Origin of the sequence: Viridibacillus sp. NPDC096237, from assembly GCF_050278625.1 — a bacterium.
Classification (GTDB): Bacteria; Bacillota; Bacilli; order Bacillales_A; family Planococcaceae; genus Viridibacillus.
In genome coordinates this window covers 1-3511 of the sequence record NZ_JBNNTI010000006.1, presented here as the reverse complement: position 1 = coordinate 3511, position 3511 = coordinate 1, and the positions used below count along the sequence as shown (strand labels likewise).

3 protein-coding genes, 16 tRNA genes and 1 rRNA gene are annotated in these 3511 nt (G+C 41.0%); 1 reads left to right on the top strand and 19 read right to left on the bottom strand.

Annotated elements, in window-relative coordinates:
• Positions 1-68: 68 nt before the first annotated feature.
• Together ACQKMD_RS05885 and ACQKMD_RS05880 are read right to left on the bottom strand one after the other, a co-directional pair.
• Positions 69-242 carry a thiazolylpeptide-type bacteriocin gene (locus ACQKMD_RS05885; protein ID WP_100795898.1) on the bottom strand — a complete coding sequence of 58 codons (174 nt, stop codon included), beginning with the start codon at positions 240-242 and terminating at the stop codon, positions 69-71.
• A 540-nt stretch (positions 243-782) separates the two neighbouring features.
• Positions 783-932 carry a hypothetical protein gene (locus ACQKMD_RS05880; protein ID WP_157812920.1) on the bottom strand — a complete coding sequence of 50 codons (150 nt, stop codon included), beginning with the start codon at positions 930-932 and terminating at the stop codon, positions 783-785.
• 313 nt (positions 933-1245) lie between these two features.
• Between ACQKMD_RS05880 and ACQKMD_RS05875 the strand changes: the two genes are divergently transcribed.
• On the top strand, positions 1246-1407 hold the full coding sequence (locus ACQKMD_RS05875) for a hypothetical protein (protein ID WP_427750284.1): 162 nt from the start codon (positions 1246-1248) through the stop codon (positions 1405-1407).
• A 300-nt stretch (positions 1408-1707) separates the two neighbouring features.
• Here the strand turns inward: ACQKMD_RS05875 and ACQKMD_RS05870 are convergent.
• The 17 genes from ACQKMD_RS05870 to rrf form a co-directional block, all read right to left on the bottom strand.
• Positions 1708-1789 (bottom strand) — tRNA-Leu (locus ACQKMD_RS05870).
• A gap of 42 nt (positions 1790-1831) precedes the next feature.
• Positions 1832-1905: transfer RNA gene (locus ACQKMD_RS05865), tRNA-Cys, on the bottom strand.
• A 12-nt stretch (positions 1906-1917) separates the two neighbouring features.
• A tRNA-Gly gene (locus ACQKMD_RS05860) sits at positions 1918-1992 on the bottom strand.
• Positions 1993-2000: 8 nt separating this feature from the next.
• Positions 2001-2072, bottom strand: a tRNA-Gln gene (locus ACQKMD_RS05855).
• A gap of 6 nt (positions 2073-2078) precedes the next feature.
• A tRNA-His gene (locus tag ACQKMD_RS05850) sits at positions 2079-2154 on the bottom strand.
• A 49-nt stretch (positions 2155-2203) separates the two neighbouring features.
• Positions 2204-2279, bottom strand: a tRNA-His gene (locus ACQKMD_RS05845).
• Positions 2280-2293: 14 nt separating this feature from the next.
• Positions 2294-2367: transfer RNA gene (locus ACQKMD_RS05840), tRNA-Trp, on the bottom strand.
• A gap of 12 nt (positions 2368-2379) precedes the next feature.
• A tRNA-Tyr gene (locus ACQKMD_RS05835) sits at positions 2380-2463 on the bottom strand.
• Positions 2464-2472: 9 nt separating this feature from the next.
• Positions 2473-2548 (bottom strand) — tRNA-Thr (locus ACQKMD_RS05830).
• A gap of 7 nt (positions 2549-2555) precedes the next feature.
• Positions 2556-2631 (bottom strand) — tRNA-Phe (locus ACQKMD_RS05825).
• A gap of 29 nt (positions 2632-2660) precedes the next feature.
• Positions 2661-2737 (bottom strand) — tRNA-Asp (locus tag ACQKMD_RS05820).
• A 3-nt stretch (positions 2738-2740) separates the two neighbouring features.
• Positions 2741-2817 (bottom strand) — tRNA-Met (locus tag ACQKMD_RS05815).
• A 22-nt stretch (positions 2818-2839) separates the two neighbouring features.
• Positions 2840-2915 (bottom strand) — tRNA-Val (locus tag ACQKMD_RS05810).
• A 15-nt stretch (positions 2916-2930) separates the two neighbouring features.
• Positions 2931-3005: transfer RNA gene (locus ACQKMD_RS05805), tRNA-Glu, on the bottom strand.
• Positions 3006-3027: 22 nt separating this feature from the next.
• Positions 3028-3119 (bottom strand) — tRNA-Ser (locus ACQKMD_RS05800).
• Positions 3120-3124: 5 nt separating this feature from the next.
• A tRNA-Asn gene (locus ACQKMD_RS05795) sits at positions 3125-3199 on the bottom strand.
• A gap of 11 nt (positions 3200-3210) precedes the next feature.
• Positions 3211-3326 (bottom strand): 5S ribosomal RNA (rrf, locus tag ACQKMD_RS05790).
• Between the last annotated feature and the right edge of the window lie 185 nt (positions 3327-3511).

Genomic DNA, 3511 nt, shown 5'->3' with positions numbered 1-3511 from the left:
CCTATAGAATAGTTATTATTTTGTTTATGTTGTTTTACACAACTGACTCTAAGCCTTTAGGACGATTATTAACATGAACCGCAGCATGATGTTGAGCCGCATGTTGATGATGCCGAACAGCTTGTTGAGCCACTGCTAGCTGTTGTTTCTGGAATTGCTGATACTTCATCCAAGTCTAATAATTCTACTTCTAAATCAAATTCATTTGCATTCAGTTCTTTTTCTCGTAATTCTTTTGGCATCTTTTTTCTCCTTTCATTTTTACTTCATACATAACATAACCCGAGACTTCTACAGTTTTTCATTCCATTCATACAAACTGCTCCTCAATACTTAAATGTCCTAAGTATCTGATTTAGGTGTTGGATTTTCCTTCCTAACTGTCAACAAGACTTCCTGTGACAGCACTTGTTTTAGAAGTTCAGCTGATTTGAACAGGCAGACCGTTTCATGATTCCGGCTTTAATTTGTCTGCTGAACGATGATTGTTATATGTCAGAACGATTAGGACATGCGATAATAGACATTACTACTTCAACACCTTTTAAAAGAGCTACGAGAGAATGATTCAGAACAGACCGCACGTATTATTGAGGAATTAGTTTCTGGGTAAAACCTTGTGTTAAACCCTAATCAAAATCACCTTTTTCAATGGTTTTCTAACGATTACCTCAAAATACAAAAAAATGCCCCAAACCCTTATATAATAAAGATTTGAAGCATCTTCTTTGGGTTCAAGCTTATTCTATCTGAACCCTTCGACGTCCCAGGAGGACATGAATTTACGTTTTTAGAGTTATGTTTATTAATAAGAAAGAAACATATACTTTCGTGTACATAAAAGTAGAGAGAATTAGTGCAGCAGCATCGATAATTACATCAGCTGTTTCTTCATAATCGAAAAGGAGTAATTGCCCTGTTTTTTCTGACATCCTTATCTCTCCTATTATTGTACTTTTTCAAATAAAAAGAGATTGTCTATTAAATAGGCAATCTTTTAGAACGAATATTAAACTCGTGATTTAAAGCGTTTATAAAAATCAGTCGGGATATATCTGTGTCCAAACGCTAAAATAATTGCGTTTTTATAAGCTGGGTATACTACTCTCATATCCTCATCACCTTTTATTTCAGGGTAAGGACTCGAAAAATGGTACGATTTAAAACCTTTAAGTCCATATTTTAAATCGTCACCGATGTTACCATCTTTATAAAAAAACAGCCAGCATACAGCTGACTGCTTTATTGCCTAGCGACGTCCTACTCTCACAGGGGGAAGCCCCAAGTAGACGCTTAGGTCATGAAGACATTGAAACAACAATGAGAACTTATGCACATCTTCTAAAAGAAACCATTGAAGAAAACGATCAATTGGCAATCGATACTTTTACAGAAATGTATCAGTAGAAGAACAATTAACGCCTCACAATGTCCAAATTAAATTTTATTAAAAAAGCTCATGTTTGAAAAATAAACATGGGCTTTTTTTATTTTGCTTCCCTTAATCAATCACGTTTTCCCAGATCGCAGCTTGTGTAAAAACTTGTGTAAAATGAACCTGTCTGTGTGCAAAAAGTGTGTAAAATAATTTCGATTCGTATCGTTTCCTATCGTAACCCAAAAAATACAAAAAGCTCACAAACCCTGTTATATCAAGGTTTATGAGCTTTCTTAACTTTTTAATCGTAACGTAAATTAACCTAATGATACCGGTGGTCGGGGTCGAACCGACACTCTCGAAAGAACACGATTTTGAGTCGTGCGCGTCTGCCAATTCCGCCACACCGGCATAATATTATTACATGCAATATGTAGATATTTTAAAAATAATTGGAGGCGGCAACCGGATTTGAACCGGTGGTAGAGGTGTTGCAGACCTGTGCCTTACCACTTGGCTATGCCGCCGTAAATAAAAAATGGAGCGGAAGACGAGGTTCGAACTCGCGACCCCCACCTTGGCAAGGTGGTGTTCTACCACTGAACTACTTCCGCAAATTTAACTGGGGTACCTGGATTCGAACCAGGGCATGACGGAATCAAAATCCGTTGCCTTACCGCTTGGCTATACCCCAATAATATGGGGCGACTGATGGGAATCGAACCCACGAATGCCTGAACCACAATCAGGTGCGTTAACCACTTCGCCACAACCGCCATAATATTATCATTATATTTCAATATCATTTTATTGTCAAAAATTAAATGGGGCGACTGATGGGAATCGAACCCACGAATGCCTGAACCACAATCAGGTGCGTTAACCACTTCGCCACAACCGCCATTATAATTAAATTGGCAGGGGCAGTAGGAATCGAACCCACATCAAAGGTTTTGGAGACCTCTATTCTACCGTTAAACTATGCCCCTAAAATAAAAAAATGGTGGAGGGGGACGGATTCGAACCGCCGAACCCGAAGGAGCGGATTTACAGTCCGCCGCGTTTAGCCTCTTCGCTACCCCTCCAGAAAAACATGGTGCCGGCGAAAGGAGTCGAACCCTCGACCTACTGATTACAAGTCAGTTGCTCTACCAACTGAGCTACACCGGCATTATTATGGTGGGTCAGGACGGAATCGAACCGCCGACACTTAGAGCTTCAATCTAATGCTCTACCAACTGAGCTACTGACCCATAATAATTTAATATTCTTTTTTTAAAAATGGCGGTCCGGACGGGACTCGAACCCGCGACCTCCTGCGTGACAGGCAGGCATTCTAACCAACTGAACTACCGGACCATTTGGTTGCGGGGACAGGATTTGAACCTGTGACCTTCGGGTTATGAGCCCGACGAGCTACCGAACTGCTCCACCCCGCGATAATGGTATTATTAATTGAAATGGTGGAGGATGACGGGATCGAACCGCCGACCCCCTGCTTGTAAGGCAGGTGCTCTCCCAGCTGAGCTAATCCTCCGTGTAATGTTGTAAATGGTGACCCCTACGGGATTCGAACCCGTGTTACCGCCGTGAAAGGGCGGTGTCTTAACCGCTTGACCAAGGGGCCATATAATAAATAAGAATTTGTATGGCGGAGAGCAAGGGATTTGAACCCTTGAGACAAGGTTACTCGCCTACACGAATTCCAATCGTGCTCCTTCGGCCACTCGGACAGCTCTCCAAAAATGGCTCCGAAGGTAGGACTCGAACCTACGACCGTCCGGTTAACAGCCGGATGCTCTACCACTGAGCTACTTCGGAATAATATGATCGCCTAGCAACGTCCTACTCTCACAGGGGGAGACCCCCAACTACCATCGGCGCTAAAGAGCTTAACTTCTGTGTTCGACATGGGAACAGGTGTGACCTCTTTGCCATCATCACTAGACTATTGTATTACCTAAGGACAAGAATAATTATATCATCTTTTTAAAATTTTAGCAAGTGTTTTTTACTATTTTAAAAAAGTTTTTTATTATTCTCTCAAAACTGGATAAATTACATTGAAGTTTGTTAAGTAAAATTTGGTTAAGTCCTCGATCTATTAGTATTCGTCAGCTCCGTATGTCGCCA

Coding starts and splice junctions, on each gene's coding strand:
- ACQKMD_RS05885 (WP_100795898.1), bottom strand. CDS start 242: ATGCCAAAAGAATTACGAGAAAAAGAACTGAATGCAAATGAATTTGAT.
- ACQKMD_RS05880 (WP_157812920.1), bottom strand. CDS start 932: ATGTCAGAAAAAACAGGGCAATTACTCCTTTTCGATTATGAAGAAACA.